The sequence below is a fragment of the Candidatus Aminicenantes bacterium genome (genome assembly GCA_026393795.1).
Classification (GTDB): Bacteria; Acidobacteriota; Aminicenantia; order UBA2199; family UBA2199; genus UBA2199.
In genome coordinates this window covers 1-24,411 of the sequence record JAPKZL010000067.1, presented here as the reverse complement: position 1 = coordinate 24,411, position 24,411 = coordinate 1, and the positions used below count along the sequence as shown (strand labels likewise).

The 24,411-nt window shown below is 60.9% G+C and carries 18 protein-coding genes; 4 read left to right on the top strand and 14 right to left on the bottom strand.

Annotated elements, in window-relative coordinates; all coding sequences use genetic code 11:
* The 3 genes from NTW95_03295 to pbpC all read left to right on the top strand — a co-directional run.
* The coding region (locus NTW95_03295; GenBank protein ID MCX6556446.1) for a hypothetical protein at positions 1–220 on the top strand (220 nt) is incomplete at its 5' end.
* Positions 217–5,745: an MG2 domain-containing protein gene (locus NTW95_03290; protein MCX6556445.1), complete on the top strand. Its 5,529-nt coding sequence runs from the start codon at positions 217–219 to the stop codon at positions 5,743–5,745. The genes NTW95_03295 and NTW95_03290, both read left to right, overlap by 4 nt.
* On the top strand, positions 5,724–8,090 hold the full coding sequence (pbpC, locus tag NTW95_03285) for a penicillin-binding protein 1C (protein MCX6556444.1): 2,367 nt from the start codon (positions 5,724–5,726) through the stop codon (positions 8,088–8,090). The genes NTW95_03290 and pbpC overlap by 22 nt, the downstream gene beginning before the upstream one ends.
* A gap of 6 nt (positions 8,091–8,096) precedes the next feature.
* Here the strand turns inward: pbpC and NTW95_03280 are convergent, their stop codons facing one another.
* From NTW95_03280 to NTW95_03265, 4 genes are all read right to left on the bottom strand, one after another.
* On the bottom strand, positions 8,097–9,560 hold the full coding sequence (locus NTW95_03280) for an energy transducer TonB (protein MCX6556443.1): 1,464 nt from the start codon (positions 9,558–9,560) through the stop codon (positions 8,097–8,099).
* Positions 9,561–9,576: 16 nt separating this feature from the next.
* Complete coding sequence (locus NTW95_03275; protein MCX6556442.1) at positions 9,577–10,008, bottom strand: hypothetical protein; 432 nt, start codon at positions 10,006–10,008, stop codon at positions 9,577–9,579.
* Between the two features lie 10 nt (positions 10,009–10,018).
* Positions 10,019–10,567, bottom strand: a complete 549-nt coding sequence (locus tag NTW95_03270) for a sigma-70 family RNA polymerase sigma factor (GenBank protein ID MCX6556441.1) — start codon at positions 10,565–10,567, stop codon at positions 10,019–10,021.
* Between the two features lie 111 nt (positions 10,568–10,678).
* Positions 10,679–12,955 carry a DNA translocase FtsK 4TM domain-containing protein gene (locus tag NTW95_03265; protein MCX6556440.1) on the bottom strand — a complete coding sequence of 759 codons (2,277 nt, stop codon included), beginning with the start codon at positions 12,953–12,955 and terminating at the stop codon, positions 10,679–10,681.
* 237 nt (positions 12,956–13,192) lie between these two features.
* Here NTW95_03265 and NTW95_03260 point away from each other — a divergent pair, with 237 nt between their 5' ends.
* Positions 13,193–14,350, top strand: a complete 1,158-nt coding sequence (locus tag NTW95_03260; GenBank protein MCX6556439.1) for an AAA family ATPase — start codon at positions 13,193–13,195, stop codon at positions 14,348–14,350.
* A gap of 7 nt (positions 14,351–14,357) precedes the next feature.
* On the opposite strand, the gene NTW95_03255 is transcribed toward NTW95_03260, so the two are convergent.
* The 10 genes from NTW95_03255 to NTW95_03210 form a co-directional block, all read right to left on the bottom strand.
* Complete coding sequence (locus NTW95_03255) at positions 14,358–14,894, bottom strand: M48 family metallopeptidase (GenBank protein MCX6556438.1); 537 nt, start codon at positions 14,892–14,894, stop codon at positions 14,358–14,360.
* A gap of 5 nt (positions 14,895–14,899) precedes the next feature.
* Positions 14,900–16,306, bottom strand: coding sequence for an MBL fold metallo-hydrolase (locus NTW95_03250; GenBank protein MCX6556437.1), 1,407 nt, complete (start codon positions 16,304–16,306; stop codon positions 14,900–14,902).
* A gap of 68 nt (positions 16,307–16,374) precedes the next feature.
* Entirely contained in the window at positions 16,375–17,682 is a 1,308-nt protein-coding gene (locus NTW95_03245) for a pitrilysin family protein (protein ID MCX6556436.1), read from the bottom strand.
* The gene (locus tag NTW95_03240; GenBank protein MCX6556435.1) at positions 17,679–19,055 is read right to left on the bottom strand and encodes a pitrilysin family protein; all 1,377 of its coding nucleotides are present in this window, start codon (positions 19,053–19,055) and stop codon (positions 17,679–17,681) included. The genes NTW95_03245 and NTW95_03240 overlap by 4 nt, the downstream gene beginning before the upstream one ends.
* Before the next feature lie 111 nt (positions 19,056–19,166).
* Positions 19,167–19,646 (bottom strand): hypothetical protein, encoded by a 480-nt coding sequence (locus NTW95_03235; protein ID MCX6556434.1) that lies wholly within the window; start codon positions 19,644–19,646, stop codon positions 19,167–19,169.
* Between the two features lie 76 nt (positions 19,647–19,722).
* Positions 19,723–20,724, bottom strand: a complete 1,002-nt coding sequence (locus NTW95_03230) for an NAD-dependent epimerase/dehydratase family protein (protein MCX6556433.1) — start codon at positions 20,722–20,724, stop codon at positions 19,723–19,725.
* A complete protein-coding gene (locus tag NTW95_03225; GenBank protein ID MCX6556432.1) occupies positions 20,721–21,431 on the bottom strand; it encodes a CPBP family intramembrane metalloprotease in 711 nt (236 codons plus the stop codon). The genes NTW95_03230 and NTW95_03225 overlap by 4 nt, the downstream gene beginning before the upstream one ends.
* Complete coding sequence (locus NTW95_03220; GenBank protein MCX6556431.1) at positions 21,415–22,413, bottom strand: NAD-dependent epimerase/dehydratase family protein; 999 nt, start codon at positions 22,411–22,413, stop codon at positions 21,415–21,417. The genes NTW95_03225 and NTW95_03220 overlap by 17 nt, the downstream gene beginning before the upstream one ends.
* On the bottom strand, positions 22,410–23,366 hold the full coding sequence (locus NTW95_03215) for a phosphatase PAP2 family protein (protein MCX6556430.1): 957 nt from the start codon (positions 23,364–23,366) through the stop codon (positions 22,410–22,412). The genes NTW95_03220 and NTW95_03215 overlap by 4 nt, the downstream gene beginning before the upstream one ends.
* The gene (locus NTW95_03210; protein MCX6556429.1) at positions 23,359–24,381 is read right to left on the bottom strand and encodes an NAD-dependent epimerase/dehydratase family protein; all 1,023 of its coding nucleotides are present in this window, start codon (positions 24,379–24,381) and stop codon (positions 23,359–23,361) included. Before NTW95_03210 ends, NTW95_03215 begins: the two co-directional genes overlap by 8 nt.
* Between the last annotated feature and the right edge of the window lie 30 nt (positions 24,382–24,411).

The following is a 24,411-nucleotide window of genomic DNA, read 5'->3' as shown; positions in this document are numbered from 1 at the left end:
AAGTATGTCACCCTTGGTGGTGCCGTGCCCTTTTATCGTGATGGGTGACCCGCATCTCCCTGCAGAATTTCATCTTTCAGGTGAAGTTTTTAAAAAAATAATCCCCCGGGCGCTGACGGGAACCGGCCGCGAAATTTTTTTTCTTTTGCTTGTTCCAGTTGATTTGCATGTTTTTCCTGTGCTATGGTTGAACCATCAACAGGAAGGAGACAAACAATGAAAAAAACAAGCCGCTTCATGATCGCCGGGCTGATCCTGCTCGCCATTGTCAGCCCAGGCTGCAAAAAGAAGAAAATTCCGCAGACAACCGATTGGTACCGTTATATCAGCGCCTACACGTCGGGATCCGTATCCCGCAAGGCCCAGATCCGTGTCCTGTTCGTGGGCAATGTCGGCCGCGAAGGCCAGGATCCGTCCCAGCTGGACGGCTATCTGGAATTCGACCCCGTCATAACCGGCAAGACCGAGTGGAAATCGGCCCGTGAACTTGTTTTTACGCCGGCCGCCGAGCTGCGGCCGGGCGCTAATTACAAGGCGCGGCTGAACACCGGCAAATTCATGGACCTGCCGAATGAGTATTCCAGCTTCGAGTTCCCCTTTTCCGTGATCGAGGAAAACATCGAGCTCCAGCTGCAGGGACTCACCCCGGTGGACGAGACATCGCCCAACCAATTTTTCCTGCGCGGCACCTTGACCAGCCGCGACAGCGAGGACGGAAGCGTGATCCAGAAAATCCTCGCCGCCGAGCAGGAAGGAAAAGCACTGGCCATCGAGTGGACGCACAGCTCCGACGGCCAGAACCATGAGTTCGTCATCCGCGCCATCGAACGCCGCGAGAAAACGAGTTTGCTCCAGGTCCGTTGGGACGGCTCGGCCATCGGCGTCGACAAGAAAGGCAGCCGCGCCGTCGACGTCCCCTCGCTGGGGCAGTTCGACCTGTTGAGCGCTGAGGCAGTCAGCGAACCCGCGCCGAGCATCCTGCTGCGCTTCTCCGATCCCCTGAAAAAAAACCAGGATTTGCAGGGTCTGATCACGGTTGCCGGGCATGCGCCGACCTTCGAGATCGAAGCCAACGTCATCCGCATTTACTCGAGCAAAAGCTTCGACGGCTCGCTGGAGATCGCCGTCAATCCGGGCGTCCGCAACTACAATGACCGCCGCCTCGCCGCCCGCGTCACCCGCAACGTCGTGTTCCAAAGGATCGCGCCACAGGTCCGTTTCGTCGGCAAGGGCGTCATCCTGCCCCAGAAGGACATGCTGACCATCCCCTTCGAAGCGGTGAGTCTCAGGGCGATCCAGGTCACCGCCTTCCAGATCTACAGCAACAACATGGCGCAATTTTTGCAACAGAACAATCTCCAGGGCAAGGAGAACCTGGCGATGGTCGGCCGCTTTTTGTGGCGCAAGACCGTTCCGCTCTCCGACAAGCCGGAGGAGACCGCCGGCTGGCGCCGCTACAGCCTGGACGTGACCCAGCTGCTGAAGGACAACCCCGGCAGCCTTTTCCGCATCATCCTCTCCTTCAACCGCGGCAACTCCACCTACGCCTGCGCCGACAGCACCACCCCGCCGGCCGTCGAGCCGCCGTTCCGCAACCAGGACGACACCTCGTACCGCGAGGGCTCCTACTGGGACTACGCCGAAGGGTACTACGACGAGGAGCAGAGCAACCGCAACTGGGATGAGCGCAACGACCCCTGCAGGGACGCCTACTACGACCAACGCTACAACAGCGACTTGTTCCCGGCCCGGAATTTCCTGGCTTCCAACCTGGGCCTGATCGCCAAGCTCGAGGAGAACCTGACCCTGCACGTGGTGAGCACCGACATCCGCAGCGGCCAGCCGTTCGCCGATGTCGAGATCCGGGCCATGAATTTCCAGAACCAACTCCTCGCCGAAGGCAGCACCGACGGCTCCGGCTTCCTGACCCTGAACCTGCAATCGCGGCCTTTCTTCATCGAAGCCCGGCAGGGAAAGGAGCGGGGCTATCTGCGGCTCGACCAGGACGGGTTGCTGGCCACCAGCCATTTTGACGTCGGCGGCGAGAAAGTGCTCAAGGGCATCCGCGGCGCCATCTACGGCGAGCGAGGCGTCTGGCGTCCCGGCGACACCCTGTACCTCACCTTCGTGCTGTTCGACCGCGACCGGGCACTACCCAAGGAGCATCCGGTCACCCTGGAACTCTACAATCCCAAGGACCAGCTGATCCAGACCCTGAAGCCGACCAAGTCCTTCGACACCTTCTACTGTTTTTGCATCGAGACCGACGAAGCGGCGCTGACCGGAAATTGGAAGGCCCGGGTGACGATCGGCGGCATGGCTTTCGAGCAGAAGCTGAAGATCGAGACGGTGGTGCCCAACCGCCTAAAGATCGCCTTCAACCCGGGGGCGCAGAAGCTGCTGGCCGGCGAAGCGTACACCGGCTCCATCAGCAGCCAGTGGCTGCACGGGGCCCCCGCCGCCAACCTGAAATTCGACGTCACGGTGAAGTTTTCGCCTCGGCCCACCCGCTTCGACCGCTGGCCGGATTTCGTTTTTGACGATCCGGCCCGCGAGTTCACTGCTGCCGAGCAGTCGCTGGCCAGCGGCGAATTGAACGAAAAGGGCGACGCCAGCTTCCCGGTCACGCTCGAAATCGAGGAGGCGGCCCCGGGCATGATGGACGCCACCTTCGTCTCCCGCGTTTTCGAAGCCGGAGGTGATTTCTCCAGCGATGCGCTCACCCTGCCCTTCCACCCCTACACGAGCTATGTCGGCATCAAGCCGCCGAAGGGGGACGCCGCCCGCAACATGCTCCTCACCGACCAGGACCACGTGCTGCAGATCATCACCGTCGATCCCGACGGCAAGCCCGCTTCCCGCTCCAAGCTGGAAGTCAGCCTCTACAAGGTGGAATGGAAGTGGTGGTGGGACAAGAGCGGCGATTCCCTGGCCCAGTACGCCTCCAATTCCAGTCACGACCGGATTTTGCAAGGGACGGTCTCCACCAAGGACGGCGTCGGCGAATGGAAATTCCAGGTCAAATACCCCGCCTGGGGCCGCTACCTGGTCCGCGTGGTCGACCCCGAGAGCGGCCACGCCACCGGCAAGATCATTTTCATCGACTGGCCGGGCTGGGCCGGCCGCGCCCGCGAGGAAAGCGGCGCCGGGGCGACCCGGCTCAATTTTTCCGCCGACAAGGAGCGCTACCTGGTGGGAGAGAAAGCGGTCATCTTCCTTCCCACCGCCCCCCAGGGCCAGGCACTGGTCTCGCTGGAAAACGGCTCGTCGGTCCTGCGCCAGATGTGGGTGAGTACCAAGGAAGGGGAAAACCGCTTCGAGATCGAGCTCGACGAGAACATGACGCCGAACATCTATGTCCATGTTTTGTTGCTGCAACCCCATTCCGGCAAAAAGAGCGACACCCCCATCCGCCTCTACGGGGTCATTCCCATCCTGGTGGACAATCCCGCCACCCGGCTCGAACCGCAGCTGAAGGTGGCAGCGGAGCTGAAACCGCAGGAGGAGTTCAAGGTCAGCGTCAATGAAAAAGACGGCCGGCCCATGACCTACACCCTGGCCGTGGTCGATGAGGGCCTGCTCGGGCTCACCCGCTATTCCGCCCCCGACCTGCGCCAGCGCTTCTACAACCGGGAGGCCCTGGGCATCCTCACCTGGGACCTTTTCGACGATGTCGCCGAAGCGTACGGGGCCGAGCTTTCCCGCCTCCTGGCTCTGGGCGGCGGCGAAGAGGGCGAGGGCGCCGGCAAGGAGAAAAAGCCGCGCCGCTTCCCGCCGGTGGTGATGTTCGCCGGGCCGTTCGCCCTGGAGCGCGGCAAAACCGCTGAACACACATTGACCATGCCGCAATACATCGGAGCGGTCAGGGTGATGGTGGTGGCGGGCAGGGACGGCGCATATGGTTCGGCGGAAAAGTCGGTGCCGGTCCGCCAGGACCTGATGATCCTGCCGACCCTGCCGCGGGTGATCCGGCCGGACGAGGTTTTCGATTTGCCGGTCTCCGTATTCGTCTCCAATCCCGACATCCGCAGCGTGCAGGTGTCGCTGACTACCAGCGACCTCTTCCTGGCCACCCCGCCCACGGCCAAGACGGTCAATTTTTCCGCCCCGGGAGACAAGATCGTCACCTTCCGCATCAACGCCACATCGGCGCTGGGGCAGGGTTCGGTGCGCATCCAGGCTTCCAGCGGCTCGCGCCGCGCCGAAAGCGAGATCCACATCTCGGTCATCGCCGCCAACCCCAAGCTGATCGAATCGAGCCGCATGGAAATACCCCCCGGGCAGACCCGGGAGATCCAGGTGACGTCCATCGGCATCAAAGGCACCAATGAGGTGGCGCTCGAGGCATCGACGCTCCCTCCCTTCCAGCTGCAAAAGCGGCTGCAGTTCTTGATCCACTATCCCCACGGCTGCCTGGAACAGACCCTGTCGACCGCCTTCCCGCAGCTGTACCTGAAACTGCTGCTCAAGCTCTCGGCCGAGGAACAAAAACAGGTGGAAAAACACATCAACGTGGCCATCGAGAAGCTGCGCGGTTTCCAGACGAGCAGCGGCGGCTTCTCCTATTGGCCGGGCGAGAACGACGTCCACGAATGGACCAGCTCCTATGCGGGTTATTTCCTGCTGGAAGCGGCGCGCCTGGGATTCCACGTTCCCGGCGCCATGATGGAGCAATGGAAGAAATTCCAGAAATCGCTGGCCAACTCCTGGACCGAGGGCGACATGCAGAGCCGGCTCAACCAGGCCGACCGGCTCTACACGCTGGCCCTGGCCAGGGACCCCGACCTGGGCGCCATGAACCGGCTGCGCGAAATGCGGGGGCTGGACAGTGTCGCGACGATTCTTCTGGCCGGAGCCTTTCAGGCCAGCGGCCAGGCCGACGCGGCCGAGGACCTGCTCAAAAACTGCCAGTGGCAGGTGGCCGACTACCACGATGACCGGAATACCTTCGGTTCGGCCTTGCGCGACAAAGCCATCGTTATCCGCACCCTGGTTGAGATGGGCAAAGCCGACCGCGCCAAAAAAATGGTGGAGGAGATCGCCAGGGAGCTGGGCCGCGACACCTGGTATTCGACCCAGGAAACGGCCTATTCGCTGATGGCCCTGGCCGTTTATTACGGCGGTTCCCCAGCCAACCCCTTCCGCTTCAAAATGGCTTGGGACAAAGAGTCGGGCGAGGAAATCGTCGCCACGGTCCCCTTTTTCCAGAAACTGGTTTCTCCGTTTACGGCCGCAGAGCGAAAATTGACGGTCAGCAATCCGGGGCAGAACCCGCTCTACCTGACCATCTACAAGTCGGGAGTCGTTCCCGCCGGCAGGGAAAAAGCGGCGGAGAGCAACATCGGCTTTCATGTCGAGTACCTGAACATGGCGGGCGAACCCCTGCCCATGGAGCGGCTGGCCCAGGGGAGCGATTTCCAGGTCAGGATCAGCGTCAGCAATCTCACCCAGAACAACCTGAGCAACCTGGCTCTGACCCACATGGTGCCCGCCGGCTGCCAGATAGCCAACCCGCGCCTGATTGAGGGCGAGCCGGCCCGGAACTACTTCGATTACCAGGATGTCCGCGACGACCGCATCTACACCTACCTGGCCCTGAACGGCGGGGCCAAGAAAACCATTACCGTGGTGCTGAACGCCTCCTACAGCGGTAAGTTCTATTTGCCGGGCATCGCCATCGAATCGATGTACGATTCAGCCGTTCACGCCAACAGTACCGGCAAATGGCTGGAGATCGTCCGCTGAGCAAGCGCGCGCGCCAAGGTAGAAGACGTCTGCTGCTGGCGCTCGGGGCGCTGGCCGCTCTGGCATTGGTTTTTTGGTTTTCGCTGCCCAGACCGCTGTTCAACGATCCGCTCTCGACGGTGCTCTTGGCGGCCGATGGCAGGCTGTTGGACGCACGGCTGGCCACTGACGAGCAATGGCGCTTCGTGCGGCTGAAATCCATCCCGAGACGCTTTTTCCAAGTGCTGCTGGAATACGAAGACCGGCGCTTTTTCCTGCATCCGGGAGTCGACCTGCTGGCCATCGCGCGCGCCGCGGCGCAGAACCTGAAGCAGCGGCGCATCGTCAGCGGCGGCAGCACCATCACCATGCAAGTCATCCGCAGCGCCCGGAAAAACCGCGGCCGCACGTTCCTGGAAAAGGTGCGCGAGATGTTCCTGGCCCTGCGCCTGGAAATGTCCTGCTCAAAGAAAGAGATACTGGAGCTGTATGCGGCCCACGCCCCCTTCGGCGGCAATATCGTCGGCATCGACGCCGCCTCCTGGTTCTATTTCAATCGCAGCGCCGAGACGCTCAGCTGGGCCGAGGCGGCATTCCTGGCCGTCCTGCCCAACGACCCCGGTCTTGTCAGCGGCGAAACCAACAGGCGGCGGCTGCGGGAGAAAAGAGACCGCCTGCTGGAGCGCCTGCGCCAGCGGAAGATCGTTTCTCCCCTGGAGTACGTGCTGGCCCGCGCCGAAAAGATTCCCGGCCGCCCCGGTCCGGTGCCGCGGCTGGCGACGCACCTCCTCTCCACCCTGGCGGCCATGAAACCCGGTGAATACGTGTTTCAGACCCAAATCCAGCCGCGCCTGCAGGAAATTCTGCTGCGCATCGTCCAGAGCGAAGGTGAAAAACTTCTGGAAAAAAATATCCGCAACCTGGCCGCCCTGGTCATCGACAACCGGCAGGGAACCGTCGCCGCTTACGTCGGCAACGTCTGCCGCGAGCGCACGGCCGAGCACGGCCAGGATGTCGACCTGATCCAAAGCCCGCGCAGCACCGGCAGCATTCTCAAACCCTTCCTCTACGCCGCCCTGCTGCACGAGGGAGGCCTGACACCGCGCACCCTGGTCGCCGACACCCCGGTCCATTTCAGCGGCTACATCCCCGAAAATTTCGACCGCCGCTTCCGCGGAGCGGTGCCGGCCCGCGAGGCCCTGGCCTGGTCGCTCAACATCCCGGCCATCCACATGCTGCGGCAGTACGGCATTCCCCGTTTCTACAACCTATTGAAAAAATGGGGCATGACCACCCTCACCCGGCCTCCGGGCGGCTACGGTTTGACCCTCATCCTGGGCGGCGCCGAGGGAACTTTGTACGAGGTTACCCGCATGTATGCCGGCCTTGTCCAGCTGGCCATGGGCGACGCCGGCCGGCGGAGCGAAATCCGCCTGCTGCCCGAAGACGCGGTCCGTCCCCTGCCGATGATCGATCTCGGCCCGGCCGCCGCCTATCTCACCCTGGAAGCCTTGACCGAGGTGAACCGGTCCGACCAGGAGGGTTTCTGGAAGCAGTTCAACTCCTCGAAATGGGTGGCCTGGAAAACAGGCACCAGCTTCGGCCTCAGGGACGCCTGGTCGATCGGCATGACTCCGGCTTACACGGTGGGGGTCTGGGCGGGAAACGCCGATGGCGAAGGCAATCCCAACCTGACCGGCCTCTCCACATCCGCCCCGGTGCTTTTCGACATCCTGCAGGCGCTCGATACCGGGGGCGCGGTAACGGCGCCCAACCTTTGGCTACAGGAGATCAGCGTCTGCCGCGATTCCGGTTTCCTGGCTACCGATCTTTGCCCGGCCGTGCGCACGCTGATGCCGCGCGAGAGCCATTTCACGATAAGCTGCCCCTATCACCAACTGATCCACCTGGAACTGAGCCGACGCTTTCGCGTCGATTCGCGCTGCGAATCGGTCGGGCGCATGGTCCATGTCCCCTGGTTCGTCCTGCCGCCGCTGCCCGAATACTATTTCCGCCGCTATCACCCGGAATACCGCGCCCTGCCGCCTTTCCGCCGCGATTGCGCCGAACTGCTCCAAGCCGAGAGCGGCAAGCAGGTGATGAGCCTGGTCTATCCCGAAATGAACACCGCCGTCTATATCCCCGTCGACCTCGACGGCAAACCGGGGCAGGTGGTCTTTGAAGCCGTTCACCGCCAGCCCGAAACCACTATCTACTGGCACATCGACGACCGCTACATAACCGCTACCCGCCAGTTCCACCAGATCAGCGTCGACCCGGCGCCGGGCCCGCACCTGCTGGTGCTCATCGACGACCAGGGAAGGCGCCTGGAGCGCCGCTTCACGGTACTCAACCGCAGCCGCTGATATTCCTTATTTCTTGTTAAGTGCGAAGGTAACCGTAACCGTGAAAGCCGCGGGCTTGGCTTTGCCATTCTCGACATAGGGCTCATAAACCCATTGTTTTACCGCGGCAATAGCGGCGCTGACCAGGTGCGTATCGGTCGCGGTGATCATCCGGGCATCCGTCACCATGCCTTTTTCATCGATCGTAGCCTCCAATACAACGGTACCCTCAATCCTCTTTTTCAGCGCCATTATCGGATAAGCCGGTTTAACTTTTTTGATCAGACGAAGCCGTTGGCCATCCTGGAGATGAACCAGAGCGTTATTATTTTTTTTTGCTTCTGGTTCATCATTCAAGCCAAAGGTGACCGTAACCGTGAAAATCAAGGGTTCGGCCTTGCCATCCATAATATAGGGTTCATATACCCATTGCTTCACGGCATTCAAGGCGGCATCGGTTAGGAGCGGATCGGGCGACTTAATCAACCGGGCGTCCGTTACTATACCTTTTTCATTGATCGTGGCTTCCAATATCACAATACCCTCAATTTTCTTTTCCAGCGCCGCGGTCGGGTAAACCGGTAATACTTTTTTGATTAATCGCGGTCTTTGACTACTTCGGAGACGAGTCAGTGCGTTATTATCATTTTTAGCCTCTGCATCGTCATTCAATTTGAAGGTGACCGTAACGGTGAATGCCACAGCCTTGGCCACGCCATTCACGATATAGGGCTCATAAACCCATTGCCTGACTGCCCTGATCGCGGCATCGTTGAACAGAGGGTGCCCCGAAATCACTTCGGCCAGTTGCACCTGGCCGTTCGCATCGGTTTCGACATTGAGCGTCACCACGCTCTGGATCCTGTTCATTAAAGCATTCTGAGGATAAACCGGTTTGATTTCCTTGATTTTCCTCGGCTTTTGGCTAGCCAATAGCTGCAGCACATCCTTGCTTATCTTGTCATCGCGCCCCTGCACATAAAAGGCGATGAAGTAACTGTTTTCCTGCGCATCGCGGAAGCCCAGCACGGCTACCTCCCGGTCCGGCAGCACGATTTCGGTGTCGAGGAGAATGTTCTTGATGTTCTTCTGATTGTTTTCCTCCACCACGCCGACCTTGAAATTCACCGCTCCCGGCTTGGGCAAGGGGGTCAGGATCAAGGCATAATCCCGGCCGTCGATTTGCACGATCTGCATGACCGACGGCTCTCCGCCCGATTTCCATACCAGGTCGCCCGCGGCCAGCAATGAAACTTTGGGCGCGTTGAAAGTTTTTTGCAATTCAGCCTGCAGAGCTTCAGACGAAAAAGTGACTTGCAGGTTGCGTTGCACCATTGACTTGAGGTAGAACGACGTGGTGACATTGGACTTCACGTTTTCGGCCGCCAACGGGCCAAAAAAGTCGAGCTTGATATTCAGGGTCATCTCGGCCCGGGCAGGCAACGCCAAGGCCAGTACAATAATTGCTATCATACTTGCTGTTTTCTTCATAATCGACCTCCTGAGATTAATTTATAATTTTTTCGAACCAAACGATTGTCATCCCGGGTTGCCGGGGTTTAAAAATGACCGAACGGGCCGGTTCAGCGCCGATTTCGGCCGAAAGTACGGCAAAAACTTTTGATTCATCAATTTCTTCTATTTCCCGAATCGTGCCCTTTGCTAGAACTGATGGGGTTGGCGCAAAACGAATTACTGTGATCGCCACGCAGACCAGAGCCGCAACCAGCGAAAGGCCGAAAGCATAACGCCATCTCAAGCGCAGCGTCCGTGCTGCTTTAGGGCGGGCTGCAGGTACAGGCCACAAGGGAAGCTCCGCCTGCAGGGCGGCGGCGGTCGTCCCCATGGCCCGGATCGCTTCATCGTCAAGGATACAGCCCTGGCATTTGGGGCAACGGTCGAGGTGGCGCTCCAGTAAAAAAAACCTCCAGCCGGGCAATGGTAAAACCTTATACCCGAATCGTACCCATCTGCATATCAAGGGCCACCTCCTTCTTCAACTTGCTGCGGGCATTGAACAGGTGCACGCGAGCCGTATTTTCCGAACACCCCAACACAGCGGCGATCTCGCGGGCGTTGAAATCTTCAAACACGGCCAGGGAAATCGCTGTCCGTTCGCGACCGGACAACTTCTGCAGCAACCGCCCCGTGCGGCCCATATCAACCAGGGCCTGATCGCGTCTCCCGCCTTGCCCTCGCCATTCCTGGATATAATTCTGGAAAAACCGCCTGAACGTCCTTCGCGCTCGCAGGCGGTTCAAGCACCGTTTCGCGCCGATACCGAGCAGCCACTTGATGAAACTGCGCTCGGCATCGAAGCGCTCCAGATTTTGGAATGCCTGCAGCAAGGCCTCCTGGGCGGCATCGCGAGCCTCATCGTGATCGCCCATCATGTTCCAGCACAGGGCCAGCAGTTTTTTTTCGTGACGGCAGACCAACTCGCCAAAAGCGGCCTGGTCGCCCTGCTGGGCGTTTCTGATCAATTCCGCTTCAGTCATGCATGTTCCTGTTCACATATAGTATACTCCATGGACCGGCAAAACATTTATTGGTTTATACAAAAATTTAAAGGCATTTGCTCTGGCAGGTGTTGAAGAAATGGCTGCCGGCTACTGTTTTTTGAGGTTTTCCAGGTCTTGCAGGGTCAGCAGGATCTCGCGCTGGTTTTTGCTGTTCGAGGCCGAGATCACCCCTTTTTCCTGCAATTGGTCAATCAGGCGCCCGGCCCGGGCGTAACCGACGCTCATCCGTCTCTGCAGGTAGGAAGCCGAAGCCTGGCCGGTCGAGATGATGGTCTCGGCCGCCTCGAAGAACAGTTCATCCATTTCCTGCTCCTCGACCTTCTCATCCTTCTTGGCGCTGGGCTTGATCACCTGGGTGTTGAAATCGGGTTTGCCCTGCTTGGAGAGAAAATTGACCACGCGCACGGTCTCCGCTTCGGAGACATAGGCCGAATGCAGGCGGATCAGGGTGGCGGTCTTCGGAGGCAGGAAAAGCATGTCGCCGTTGCCCAGGAGTTTTTCGGCTCCCATCTGGTCGATGATTGTGCGCGAATCGTGCTTGGAAGGAACGGCCAGCGCGATGCGCGAGGGGAAGTTGTTCTTGATGGTGCCGGTGATGACGTCGACCGAAGGCCGCTGGGTGGCCAGGATCAGGTGAATACCGATCGCCCTGGCCTTCTGGGCCAGGCGCGCGATATCGTCCTCGATCTCCCGGGCGGAAATCATCATCAGGTCGGCCAGCTCGTCGATGATGATCACAATGTAGGGAATTTTTTCCTTGTCCTCGAGGTTCTGCAATTCCTCGTCTTCGTCCTGGAGCAGCATCTCCAATTTCTTGTTGTACTGCTCGATGTTGCGCACCTGCAGGATCGCCAGTTTGCGGTAGCGGTTTTCCATCTCGAACACCGCCCAGTCCAGCGCGTTCTTGGCCAGCTTGGGATTGACCACGACCGGGGTGAGCAGGTGCGGCAGGCTGTTGTAGATGGCCAGCTCGATGCGCTTGGGATCGATGAGGATGAACTTCACCGTCTGCGGCGACGCCTTGTACAGGATGCTCAGGATGATCGAATGGATGGTCACGCTCTTGCCGCTGCCAGTGGCCCCGGCGATCAGCAGATGGGGCATGTCCTTCAAATCGGAGATGAAAATGTCGCCGCTGGTGGTTTTGCCGAGAGCCAGGGTGAGCGGCGAGGGCGAATGCTGGTAATGGGGGGTTTCCAGCAGCTCCCGCAAATGGATGAGCTCGCGCTTGTTGTTGGGGATTTCGATGCCGATGGCCTTCTTGCCCAGGATGCGTTCGATGCGCACGTACTGGGCCTTGACCACCAGGGCCAGGTCCTCGGTCAGGCTGGCCACGTCCTTGACCTTGACGCCGGCGTCGGGGACGAACTCGAAGGTGGTGATCACCGGCCCGGGAGTGTACTCGACGATGTCGCCGTGAATCTTGAATTCCCGCAGCCGCTGCGACAATTCCTGCTTTTTTTCATCCAGCTCGTCGATGTCGATCTGGCTCTTCTGGCTGGAAGCGTCCAGGTAGGTCAGCGGCGGCGGCTGGTAGTGAGGGTCGGGCGCCAGATCCTGCTTCAATTCGGGAAACAGGGCGGTTTCCTCGGGGAATTTGCTGGGTACTTTGATCAGCGACTTTTTTTCCGGGCGGAGCTGGAGTTCCTTCTCCCCCTCCCTCTCCTTCAGCGGTCTTTTCCCCTGGAAAACGTAATCGCCCTCGGTGATGTATTTTTGCTGAACTTTCTGCCGGTCTTTCTTGCGGCGAATCCTTTCCACCCGTTTTCCGACAAAGGCGGCCAGCTGCAGCGCCGATTTTTTAAAAATTCCCCAGAGAAAGACAAAGACGTTCTTGATCGATATCTTGGCGACCAGCACCAGGGATATGGCCAGCAGCGAAATGAAGAGCAGGGCTGAAAAAAACCCCTTGATCTGGGCGCAGAAAAAATCATTGATCAGCTTGCCGACCATCCCTCCCGCAAGGACCGGCTGGCCGGCGATGAAGATCCAGGGATGGACATTGGCCAGCAACGCCGCTGCCGAGAGAAGCAGCAGAACATAACCGATGCCCTTGCTGGCGGCATTGCGGATGCTGCGGTTAAAGATGAAATACGCGGTCAGGAACAAGGCGGCGAGGATGAAGAGCAGCGAAGCCATGCCGAAGAGGTTGAACAGGAGCGCCGACAGTTCGGCTCCCACCCGGCCGCCGAAATTGTAAACCACGCGGCTGCGGGCCAGGCGGAAAAAACTGGGATCGAGGGGGGTGAAACTGACCAGGCTGAAAATCAGAAAAAACGACAAAAAAAGGGAGAGGATGGCCAATATTTCATTCTTCAGCGACAATTCGTTGTCGTCGGTATTCTCTTTTTTCCCTTTTGCCATCGCTAAAAAGTATAATGTTCCAGTCCGATAATGTCAAGGTGACTTGGGTTTAACTGCATTTTAGAAAGGGAATGCCATCATATTTCTCTTTTTTTGCGCTTCTTTTGTTTGGGCTCGTCACTATTTCTTTCTTGATTTCCTTGACATTCAATTTATTCGCATCTACAATGTTATAATGATAATCGGAACATTGCCTGCGTTTAATCATGATAAAACGCAAGCATAGTAAGAAATGGCATGTTTAAAAGAAAACTTGTTCTGAGCCAAAGCGAAAAAGAATCCTGCTTTTTATGGGGTCCGCGGCAAACCGGAAAAAGCACTCTGCTGAAAACGCTTTTCCCCGATGCCAGATACTACGACCTGCTTCTGGCCGATCTGTACCGCAGCTTCGTCACTTATCCCGAGCGGCTGCGCCAGGAATGCGAAGCGAGCGGATTGAACGGCTCAAACCAAAAGCAGCCGATCGTCATCGACGAAGTTCAAAAGGTCCCCGGCCTGCTCGACGAGGTTCACTGGCTGATCGAAAACCGCGGCTTGCGCTTCATCCTCTGCGGATCCAGCCCGCGCAAACTGAAGCGGAGCCATGCCAACCTGCTGGGCGGCAGGGCGGTTCGCTTTGAACTCATGCCGTTAACCTACCCGGAGATACCCGATTTTTCCCTGCCGAAAGCACTGAACCACGGATTATTGCCCAGACACTACCTGAGCGCTCAGCCGAGCAAACTCCTCGAAGCCTATGTCGGGGATTATCTGAAAGAGGAAATCGCCATCGAGGCCACGACGCGCAACATTCCCGCCTTCAGCCGTTTCCTGGAAATCGCGGCCCTCTCCAACGGCGAGATGATCAATTTCCTGAACATCGCCAGCGATTGCGGCGTCAGCGCGCATACCGTAAAGGGGTATTTCCAGATCCTGGAGGACACCCTGGTCGGGCGTTTTCTGCCCGCTTTCCGCCGCCGGGTGAAACGACGCCTCATCCAGGCCCCAAGGTTTTTCTTTTTCGACACGGGCATCGTCTCATGGCTCACCCGCCGCGGGCCGGTCCAGCCGGGATCGGAGCTGTTCGGTCGCGCCTTCGAGCATTTTTTGACCATGGAGGTTTTCGCCTGGGCGGCCTATTCGGGGAGCACCACCGGCATCGCGTACTGGCGTACGGCTTCGCAGCTGGAAGTGGACCTGGTCCTGGGCGATGGTCAGGTGGCGATTGAGATTAAATCGACCGCGGCAGCTACCGACCACCATCTCAAGGGGCTGCGGGCGTTCCGCCAGGAGCACGACGCCCGCTGCTACCTGGTTTCAATGGACCCGCGCCCGCGCCTGACCGCCGACGGCATTCGCATCCTGCCCTGGCGCGATTTCCTCGACCACTTGTGGAGCGACCGTATCCTTGAATGAAATTGCTTTAAAGGATCTTTAGGCTGTAGAGTTTCAACTGCTTGTCCAGGTCGCGGTAATGAGAGAATTGGCTGCGGATCAGGGCCTTGAAATCGGGGCCGTGGTTGCGCACCTTGAGATGGGCCAGCTCGTGAAACACGATGAAGGCGACCAGTTCGTCGGGCAGCGCCTGCAGCCAGGTGTTCAATGAAACCTTGCCCCTGGAGCTGCAGCTGCCCCACTTGCTTTTCATTTTCCGGAAACCGATGGCCGACGGCTTCACCCCCAGTAGTTCGCCATAGCGGCCGCTCAGCTCCCTGACCAGGCCGAGGAATTCCTCGCCGGAGCGGCACACCAGCTCCAGCCGTTCGGCCAGGAGGCGCTGGCGCTCGAACCACTGGTGTTTTTTGAGGATCCATTGCCGGTGCCGGCCGATGACCGGCAGCGGGTCGACATGCCGCGGCAGCGTCACCCACAGCCGGCCGCCATGGAAGGCGATGCGGATGCGGCGGCTGTCGCGGCGCACCACCTGGCAAGTAATCCCTTCCAGCTCGACCGTCTCCATGACCCCTAGTTCAGTTCGTAAACGCCGCCGTAACGGACGATCTCCACCTGGGGGATGCCGGAACGCAGCAGCTCGGCCTGCAGGTTGGCCTGGGCCTCGTCCTCGCCGTGGACCAGGAATATCTTTTTCAGACAGTTCAGGTCGTGCTTGGCCAGCCAGGAAAGGGTCTCGGAGTAGTCGGCATGGGCGGAAAAAGCGTTCAAGGTGGCGATCTCGGCCTTTACCCGGTAGGATCTGCCATAGATCCTGACCTCTTTTTCCCGGTCGGCCAAGCGCCGGCCCAGGGTGTTCTCGGCCATGAAGCCGACGATGGCGATGATATTGTCGGGGTTCTCGATATGGTGAATCAGGTGGTGCAGGATGCGCCCCGACTCGGCCATGCCGCTGGCGGCGATGATGATGGCCGGCCCGCTGAAGGCGTTGATCTCCATGGACTCGGCCGTGGTGACGACGTAGCGGATGTTGTCGAAGCCGAAGGGATCGATGTTGACGCTGGTGAAGCGGCGGATGGTCTCCTCGTCGAAGCACTCGGGGTGAACCTTGAAGATCGCCGTGGCGTTGACCGCCATGGGCGAGTCGATGAAGATGGGCAGGATGGGAACTTTTCCCTCCTGCTGCAGGACGTGGATCAGGTAGATCAGTTCCTGGGTACGCTCGATGGTGAAGGCGGGGATAATGATCTTGCTGCGCCGGGCATGGGCCTTGGCGATAATGTCGGCCAGCTCGGCCCCGGCCAGGTCGATCGACTTGTGCAGCCGGTTGCCGTAGGTCGATTCCAGCACCAGGTAGTCCATGGGCGGCAGGATCTCGGGATCGCGGATGATCGGCAAACCGGCGCGGCCTAGGTCGCCGCTGAAGGCGACGCGCAGTCCGCCCGGCAGGGCCAGGTGCACCATGGCGGCGCCCAGGATGTGGCCGGCGTCGTAAAACTCGGCTTCCACGCCGGGCAGCGGCTGGAAGCGGCGATGGTAGTTGTTGGTGACGAAATTTTTCATGACCGCGACGGCCTCCTCGGCGCTGTACAGGGGCGGGTAAGCGGTCAGGTTGCGCTCGGGATGCTTCCCCGCCTTCTCCTGCAGGATCTCGAAATCCTTCTGCTGGATGAAGGCGCTGTCGAGGAGGATGATCTGGGCGATGTCGCGGCTGGCCGAGGTGGCGTGAATGTTGCCGCTGAAACCGTTCTTGAGCAGGATGGGCAGGGCGCCGGAATGGTCGAAATGGGCGTGGGTTAGGATGAGGGCGTCGACCGCTTTGGCGTCATAGGGCAGCTGCCGATTCTTCTGGTAGGATTCGGCGCGTTTGCCCTGGAACATGCCGCAATCCACCTGCAGCAACTGCCCGTCGAACTGCAGGAAATGCTTGGAGCCGGTGACTTCCTGGCAGGCGCCGTGGGAAAAATATTTTATGGCCATCGCTATTTATACCTGAAACCATTGCCGAAAACAAGCGCCGGGCGCTGCGGCTGGTGCGCCGGCATGGTTCACTGCGGGCCGATGCGAAAACCCAGCCAGCGCGCCGGGGCCAGCCAGTCGCGGATGAAGCGGTTCAGGCGCTCAGGCTGAATGGCCCCCAGGCGGGCATGAAAATCGCCGCCCAGGCGGTAGGAAAGCCCCATGCCCTCCATGAAGGCCAAGGTGGCGGCGCGGGATTCGCGGCTCTCGTTTTCACGCCAGAAATCGGCCTGGGCGTAGGCCCGGTTGGCCGACAGCTCTTCCTCGCCGACGCCGTTTTCGTAGAGCGCATTCAGTATGTCCAGAAGATTTTTCTGGGCTTCATCGGCGCGGCCGGATCCGGTTCTCAGGTAAACGGTAAGCAGCATCGCGTCCTGGAGCGGCTGCACGTCGGCATTCACGCCGTAGGTGAGGTCGCTCCGCTCGCGCAGCGGCCATAGCTTGCAGCCGATGCCCTTGCCCAGCCAGCTCTCCAACAGCGAGGCCAGCATATAATTTTCCGCGTCAAGCGCGGGCAGCAGAACGGCATAAGCGACAAGGGTTTGCGCCGACTGGCGGGCGGTGGTCACGGTCGGCGGCGCCGTCCCGCCCTGCTGCGGCGGCCGGGGCGGAAGCTTCTTGCCGGCGGGCAAACTGCCCAGAAAGCGGTCGAGCATGGGTTTGAGCGAATCTGCGCCCAGGTCGCTGATGATCACCGCCACCATGTTGGCGGCCACAAAGTGGGCGTTAAAGAACTCCTGGATGTCTTTCTTGCCGATCGCGGCCAGCGAGGCCTCGTCGCCGAAAAGCCTCGCGCCGTAGCCGCCGCTGCCGAAAAATTTCCCGGCGCTGAGCGCGCGCATCAGCGCGGCCGGATCATCGGCCTCCTTCTTTTGCAGGTAGCGCATCTGCTCCTTGATGCCGTCGATGCGCAAGCCTGAAAAGAGCGGCTGGCTGAAGATGGCGGCCAGGATCTCCAGCGTCGGCTCCAGATGCCGGCTCCGGGCCCGGATAGTGATCAGCGAATAATCTTCGCCCACATGAAGCGAGAACGACGACCCGAAATCCATCAACTGCCGCAGCTTGGTCTGATCGGGGATCTCCAGGGCCAGGCGCATGGTCAGATAGGCCAAGCCACTGCCGCCGCCGGGATCGTCGCGGCTGCCGCCGTTGACAAACAGCTGCACGACCGAATTGGCGCAAGAATCGTCGGTTTGCGAAATGACGGTCAGGCCGTTGGCCAAAACCAGGCGCTGCGGTTCGCGGCCAAGCCGCCATTGGCCGTCCTGCCCCCAGACCCCGGCGGCGAGGACGAACAGGTACAGGCAGAACCACAGCGCCCGGGTGGCGGGTCTCATGGCGCCACCTTTTTCAGCGGCACGATGGCCAGGGCCGCCACCTTTTTGCCGCCCAGGTATTTGGCAGCGACGCGGCGCAGGTCGGACGATTCGACCTTTTCAACGTTTTCCAGGTAACTGCCGCCGCTGGGGTTGCGATTCAGCAGGAGGTAGCGGGCGCTGGCGTTGCTCAGGTTGAGCGCCGATTCGGCGAAGTTCCCCGCATCGTAGGTCATTTGATTCTTGGCGCTCTCCAGGTAATCGAACGCATAGAATTGGTCCACGGCCTGATAATCTTCCTTGCTGAACTTGAAGGAACCGGCCTGGCTTAAAAACCTGGCCAATTCGTTGCGGGCGCTGGTGATGTTTTTCTCGTCAAGGGTCAGGTGCAAAACGACCATGCCGGCGCACCCCATCGGTATGTAGCTCATGTCCAGTTGGTCCACCAGCCGCCTTTCGCCGCCCAGGACGGCGTACAGCAGGGGATTCAAGCCGCGGCCGAGAACATAGGTCAGCAGGCTCAGCGCCAGGCGGTGCTCATGGTTGAAATCGGGGGCCCACCAGCCGAGGAACAGGTGGCTCTCGCTCACGTCGAGCTCCACCCGTTGATCGACGTTTTTTCCCAGCCGGCCGGCAGGGGGAACGGCCGCCGCGTCAGTGCCGCCTTTTTCCAGGGCGCCCCAGCCCTCGCGCACCTGCTTTTCCATGTCGGCCAGGGCGAAATCGCCGATGACCGACAGGGCGCAGCGGCCGGGGATCAGAAAACGCCGCCCGAAAGCCCGCACATCATCGACGGTGGCTTTGGCGATGACATCCCGGTCGCCGAAGGGGTCGCGGCCATAGGGATGGCCGGCAAAGAGCAGCTGCATCAGGAGCAGGTGGCCGAGGAATTGCGGGTTGTCGCGCAGCTGCAATATTTCCTCGAGTATGACCCGTTTCTCCTTTTCCAGCCGCTGGGCATCCATGCGGTTGGCGAAGACGGTCTGGCGCAGCCCGGCCAGGGCCCAGGCGCTGTCGACAGCCGGGCAGGACACTTCGAATGTCATCAGGTCGTGATCGGTATGGGCGTTGGCGGCAACGCCGTGGCGGCGGAACTCGGCCAGGCCGGCGTCGCTGCCCGCGGCGGCGCTGGATCCGAAAAGCAGCATGTGCTCCAGTAAATGGGTATAACCGCTGCTGCCCTCCGTCTCATCCTTGACCCCCAGATTGACGGCAAGGGTCATGGCCGTCAGCGGCAGGTCGTGCTTTTCCTGGAGCAGCACTTGCAGGCCGTTGTCCAGAACGAAATACGAAAAAGCGGGGTTCTGGCCGTCACCGGACATGGCAGCGGGCCAGGCCAGTAAAAATGCCAGCGCGATGATGCCGGAACGAATGAGCGGACTGCGGACGAGCATGTCGTTTATTTTAGCAAAAAAAGCAAATAATTGCATGATTCAAGCATGGGCCGGTGCTGAGCGGAACAGCCGGAAAATAGCTGGCGCTAAAAAGCCTGCCCGGCGATAGCGTTAGAAGGTCTGGTCTATCCATCCCATCAGCCGGATGCGGATGGTGGCCCTGACCTTGCCGGTATTGTCCAGGAACTGGAACGGGTAGAGGTCGCCGACCTGATAGCTGAATGCCCGGGTCACCAGGAAGGCGTTGGGGATGGTCGGGAAGGTGACCGCCTGGGAGCCGTCATCCTTGGCGACCAGTACCGGCGCATAGGTGCCGAGAAAAAGCTTGGTGCCGTAATCGGCGAACAGCAGGATCGTTACGTTCTCCATGATCCCGGCCTCCTCGAGCATGGCACGGACATCGGTCAGGCGCACGTTGGCTTCGGTATAGTTGGGCCGCCCCTTGCCGATCATTACCCCGGCCCGGACGTGCATTTTTTTTAGCCGCTTCCAGGCCTGATCGTTCTCGCTCGTTTCAGCTTGCAAGCAAGCCGCCGCCAGAAAAGAGATGATTAACCCGATTGCCAGCACGTTCACAGTCGTTTTTTTCATGGTGCCTCCTCTTGGCTTCTGCATCCCAGATCGCGGACCCGATTGCTGGGACGATCGTTTTTCCATTTGTGTTTTTTCACTTGGCATCAACAAAATGCCGCCGGTAGTATTCCCAGCCGTCGGCGATCGTGCGCTCAACGGCGATGTACTCATGGCCGAATTCGCGCCGGCTCTTGCCGTTGTCGTAGTACGCGTGCCAGCCGCTGAGGCGCCCGTAGGCCGCGGTCAGGAGCGGCCTTTTGCCGGAAAAACGGCTGCCCAGCTCCAGTATGGCGCCGGCAACGGCGATCAGCGGCGCCGGCACCGGGAAGGGATAGGCCTTGCGACCGCAGCAGCGGCTGACCTGGCGGATCACCTCGGTATAGGGCAGATTGGCGCCGATGACCAGGTATTTCTCCCCGATCCGGCCCCGGTGCAAAGCCTTGCGCACGATGGCCGTCAGATCACGCACGTCGACCACCGCCAAGCCGCCGCTGAACGAACCGAACAGGGGGCCGCGCCATATCGAACGGTAAAGCCGGTTGTGTGGGGTTTGCTCCACATGGTCGCCAGGCCCCATGATCGAGGCCGGATTGAGGATGATGGCCGGCAGCCTGCTCGCCCGCACTGCCGCCTCGACCACCATCTGTCCGTCATGCTTGGAAGTCATGTAGGGCAGGCTGTCGGGCCAGTTGAAAGGTGTTTCTTCATCGGCCGGCGTACCGTCGCGAAGGAAGCCGATGGCGCCCACCGAGCTGACGTGCACCAGCCGTTCCACTTTCTCCGCCAAACAGGCTTCGACCAGGCAGCGCACCCCCTCGCGGTTGACTCGCTCGAGCAGCCGGCGGTCCCTTTTCCAGTAGGAGATCAGCCCGGCCAGGTGGATGACGTAGCTGTGCCCGGCCACGGCCGCGTTCACGGCCGCGGCATCGGCGATGTCGGCGTGAACGATGCGCACGCCCAGATCAACCCAGCTGCGCGGGATGCGGTCGCCGGGCATGACCAGGGCGGTGAGCGCGGCAGCACCGTAATCGCGTACCAGTTCGGGCATCAGCACCGAACCGACGAAGCCGGTGGCTCCGGTGACCAGGATCCTCATTGCGCTCCCTCGTAAGTCCGCGTCCGGTGCCAGCGCCGGTAGAGAAACGTGTCGTTGGCGATGCCGACCAGGGCATGAATGAAAACCGTGTAGAGGAAAGACCCGGTCATCCAAGCCACCAGGCCGAAAATGAAGCTGGAGCCGCAGGCGGCCCAAATTTCCGAATCGGGATGCCCGAAATGGTGCAGGGTCGAGATGATGGCCTGCAAAGCCAGCGCCGGCGCCAGCCCCAGCGTGGGCAGCAGCGCCAGAAAGAGCAGGCCGCGGTACAGGAATTCCCAGGGCAGGTAATAAAAAACCAGATAAGCGGCTTCGTAGGCCGCGAAGACTGCCGGAGTCCGGCAGGCCGTCTTGGCGAACGGATACTGCTCGCGCATGGCCGGGTCGCGCGATCCGATAAAGGCAGCGACCAGGCAGACGGGAACAGCCGCGGCCGAGAGCGCCAGGCCGCGCCCGCTGCGGCCGAGGGTCAGGCCGAGCGATCGCAGGAAGGCCGCCGGATCGGCGGCGGTGAGCATGATCAGGGCAACGGGCGCTGCCAGGAAGAACAGGAAGAAAGCGGCAAAGTAGAGCAAAACGGCGTTTAGTTCATCCCGGTGGCGCCGCAGGCGGCGGTGGTGGAACACGGTCGCCATCAGGGTGAAGGCCAGCGCCAGGTAGGGATAGAGCAGCGCCCGCGTCAAGCCGGGATCAAGTGAGATATCCATTTTTCTTTTCCCGCATATACCAGGCCACGATCTCGTCGATCTGTCGCTCGATCTGGTCGTCAGGCTGGTAGCCTAAGTCGGAGATCGTGTGCGAAATGTCGTAAGTGGTCTCGGTGGTGATGCGCCGTATCCGGTAGTAGTTGACCTCGGGGACGAAGCGCGGGAACAGCCATTGCACCCCGCGCAGTACACCGGCCAGGGCGTAGCCCCCCCAGGCGGGTACACGCAGCCGCTGCCGGAAATGCATCCGCCGCTGCAGCCCGGAAAAAAACTCGCCCCAGGTGGGCAGGACGCGGTTGGTCACGGTGTAGGACCTGCCTTCGATGCCTGGCCGGGTCAACGCCAGCAGTATGGCCTGGCAAAGGTTATCAATGTAGCAGAAGCCGAAGCGGCAGTTGCCGCGGCCGACAATCAGCGGCAATTTCCGCTCGCAACCGCGCAGCAGTTGGGCGCAAGAAACACGGTCGTAGGGGCCGTAAACGTCCCCGGGGCGCATAATGACCAGCGGTATGCCATGCTCCCGCCATTGCTGGTGGAAGAATTCTTCGGTCTTGACCTTGTAGCGCGTATAGGCCAAAAACATCGCCGACTCGCCCGGATGCTCCTCGGAGATGTCCAGGCCGTTGTATCCCAGCACCAAGGCGGTGGAGATGTACAGCAGGCGCTGCGGCGGCTCGGACAGGGCATTCAGCTTGGCGGCCAGGTTGACCGCCAGCAAGTAGATATTGTCGCGGCAGGTGGCGTCGCCGGCCGTATCGGAGACGATCGAAGCCGAGTGGATGACATGGGTGATCCCGGCTGGGATCTCGAACGAGTCGGGGTCGCGCAGGTCGCCGGTATGAATGCGGACGGACAACCCTTCCAAATTGTGCAGGTCGGAAGTAGGCCGGACCAGTCCATGCACTTCCCAGCCCCTGGCCAATAAGTAACGGCACAAGCTCGAGCCGATGTAGCCGTTGGCCCCGGTGATGAAGACTTTCATGCCGCCCCCCTGCCGGCGCGCCTGGCCAGAAAGTTCCAGCCGCGCAGCAACAGCGGGGCCAGCCCCAGCACCAGGAGCCCGGCAACGATGCCGGTCAGCGAGTCGGTCACATAGTGATAGCGGCCGTAGAACGTGGACATGTAGAGGCAGAGGATCACCGGCGCCAGGACCCAGAAGGCCGGCCGCCGGTAGCGATAGGCCATCAGCCACATGACGGTGGCGATGGCGCAGTGCGGACTGGGCAGGTTGCCGCCGACCAGGTGGAGATGGTGGCGGATATACTCGCCGGCGGAGGTAAACAGCCACCCGCGCAGCGGCACGGTGAACTTTTCGGGCATGTAGTTGAGCGGCCCCGCCACCGGACAGATCAGGAAGCCGAGGCAGCAGATCATGTTGGCCAGGGTGAGGACGAAGAGGTAATCCTCGAGCGATTTTTCGCCCCGGCGCAGGTAGATCAGCGCACCCAACGCCGGGTAAAGGAACAGGTAGATCACGTAGCAGAACATCATCCATTCGGTCAGCCCGGGGCTGACAAAGCGTTGTAGCCAGATGGTCGGCTGGACCCCGAACAGCGCGTCCTCAATGCGCAGGATCGTTGGATCCACCCAGTCGCGCACGAAGATGAGCTGCAGCGGGTGGACGATCAGGTAGATTTGGGCGAACATTACCTGCACCGAGCCCATGCGCAGCAGCGCCCGCCAGGCCGGCGCGGAAATGCGCCGCTGCGCGGCCAATGAGGCGATGTAGAGCAGCCCCCAGAGACAGAGGCGCAGGAGCAGCGGCCACGGGTCATGGACGCGCGGGGCGAAAACGACGATCAGGCAGGCAAAAAACAGCACCGACCCCAGCACCAGCGCATCCATCGCCTGCAGCGAAATTCCGGGAAGATCCAGCGCGCGGCCGTACGGCTCGGCGAAGCGGGAGCCATCCCGTTCCGGACGTGAATCAGCCATGCCGGTGCTCCCTTTCCAGCCGGGCGGCGACGGTTCGCGCCGCCACGCTGGCCAGGTCCATTTCGCCGCAAAAGCCGAGATCGCCCAGGATGGCGCCAGCATCGTATACCCAGTCGTACTTGCGAGCGGAGGCCACGTGCTCGCGGGTGAATGGCGGCGTCCGCCTGCGCCAGCGGGCGATCCACTCGGCCGCGGCGGCGGCCGCATACTGGACCGGGAAAGGCACGGGCAGGTAAAGACCGCGCACTCCGGCCGCACGGGCGACGGCGGCGGTGATGTCGCGCCAGGATACGGGGGTGCCGTCGGTGACGAAATAGGTGCGGCGGACGGCGCGGTCATCGCCGGCCACAAGCAGCAAGGCACGCACCAGGTCCCAGACGCCGATGATGCTGGTGCGCGAGCGTTTGCGGCCGACCAGCGGCCGGATGCGCAGCCGCAGCAGCCCGATCGATTCCTCGAGCTCCTTCTGGCGCGGCCCGAGCACGTTGGGCGGGCGCACGATCACCCAGGGCAGGGTTTGGCCGGCGCCGCGTACCGCCCCTTCGGCTTCCAGCTTGCTCCGGCCGTAGTCGGAAACGGGCCGGCATTCGGCGGTTTCATCCAGGCTGCGGCCGGCCGGACTGGGCCCAACGACGGCGATGCTGGATACGTGGACCAGGCGGCGCAGGGAAGGATTCCACTCCAGGCAGGCGTCGACCAGGTTTTTCGTGCCGCCGGCATTGATGTCGAAATAGGTTTTCCGGTCAGGGGCCGAGATCGCCCCGGCCAGATGGAAAACATAATCGGCTCCGCTCACCGCGGCGCGCAGCGACCCGCGCTCGCGGCAGTCGCCCTCGACCAGATGCAGCGGCAGGGAGGAGAGGATGTCGCGCCGGCTGGTGGAGCGCACCAGGCAGGCCACCTCGTTCCCCGCCACGGCCAGAGTCGCGGCCAGGTGGGAGCCGATGAAGCCGCTGGCGCCGGTGATCAGGCAGCGGGAATTCTTTGGCGCCCCGGTGGGAATTCTTTTTTCCATCCGCTGATTTTATAGAAAAACCCTTCAATT

Coding starts and splice junctions, on each gene's coding strand:
- NTW95_03290 (MCX6556445.1), top strand. CDS start 217: ATGAAAAAAACAAGCCGCTTCATGATCGCCGGGCTGATCCTGCTCGCC.
- pbpC (MCX6556444.1), top strand. CDS start 5,724: ATGGCTGGAGATCGTCCGCTGAGCAAGCGCGCGCGCCAAGGTAGAAGA.
- NTW95_03280 (MCX6556443.1), bottom strand. CDS start 9,560: ATGAAGAAAACAGCAAGTATGATAGCAATTATTGTACTGGCCTTGGCG.
- NTW95_03270 (MCX6556441.1), bottom strand. CDS start 10,567: ATGACTGAAGCGGAATTGATCAGAAACGCCCAGCAGGGCGACCAGGCC.
- NTW95_03265 (MCX6556440.1), bottom strand. CDS start 12,955: ATGGCAAAAGGGAAAAAAGAGAATACCGACGACAACGAATTGTCGCTG.
- NTW95_03260 (MCX6556439.1), top strand. CDS start 13,193: ATGTTTAAAAGAAAACTTGTTCTGAGCCAAAGCGAAAAAGAATCCTGC.
- NTW95_03255 (MCX6556438.1), bottom strand. CDS start 14,894: ATGGAGACGGTCGAGCTGGAAGGGATTACTTGCCAGGTGGTGCGCCGC.
- NTW95_03250 (MCX6556437.1), bottom strand. CDS start 16,306: ATGGCCATAAAATATTTTTCCCACGGCGCCTGCCAGGAAGTCACCGGC.
- NTW95_03245 (MCX6556436.1), bottom strand. CDS start 17,682: ATGAGACCCGCCACCCGGGCGCTGTGGTTCTGCCTGTACCTGTTCGTC.
- NTW95_03240 (MCX6556435.1), bottom strand. CDS start 19,055: ATGCTCGTCCGCAGTCCGCTCATTCGTTCCGGCATCATCGCGCTGGCA.
- NTW95_03235 (MCX6556434.1), bottom strand. CDS start 19,646: ATGAAAAAAACGACTGTGAACGTGCTGGCAATCGGGTTAATCATCTCT.
- NTW95_03230 (MCX6556433.1), bottom strand. CDS start 20,724: ATGAGGATCCTGGTCACCGGAGCCACCGGCTTCGTCGGTTCGGTGCTG.
- NTW95_03225 (MCX6556432.1), bottom strand. CDS start 21,431: ATGGATATCTCACTTGATCCCGGCTTGACGCGGGCGCTGCTCTATCCC.
- NTW95_03220 (MCX6556431.1), bottom strand. CDS start 22,413: ATGAAAGTCTTCATCACCGGGGCCAACGGCTACATCGGCTCGAGCTTG.
- NTW95_03215 (MCX6556430.1), bottom strand. CDS start 23,366: ATGGCTGATTCACGTCCGGAACGGGATGGCTCCCGCTTCGCCGAGCCG.
- NTW95_03210 (MCX6556429.1), bottom strand. CDS start 24,381: ATGGAAAAAAGAATTCCCACCGGGGCGCCAAAGAATTCCCGCTGCCTG.